We start from the raw sequence: 235 nt of genomic DNA on the forward strand, positions 1-235 counted from the left end.
GTCGACCGCCCCAACATCGCGGGCGGTGGCTATCTCGGATCCGCCGCGCGGTTCCCGCACCGCGATGGCGCCTTCGCCCACAGTGTCGCGCTGCCCGCGACAATGCTGCGGGCGCTTCCCGACGGGACGGACTTGCGAGAGGCCGCCCTCATCGAGCCCGCGAGCGTGGCATGGCACGCTGTTTCGCGTGTCGGCGACGTCGCGGGGCGATCGGCCCTCGTCGTCGGTTGCGGCC

The 235-nt window shown here is 73.2% G+C and carries 1 pseudogene; it reads left to right on the top strand.

What is annotated here, in order from left to right:
- Window positions 1-235 (top strand): annotated as a pseudogene (locus SB660_RS23815) (hypothetical protein); the annotation flags it as partial.

This window comes from Bacillus sp. SIMBA_005 (genome assembly GCF_046535585.1).
Taxonomy (GTDB): Bacteria; Bacillota; Bacilli; order Bacillales; family Bacillaceae; genus Bacillus; species Bacillus pumilus.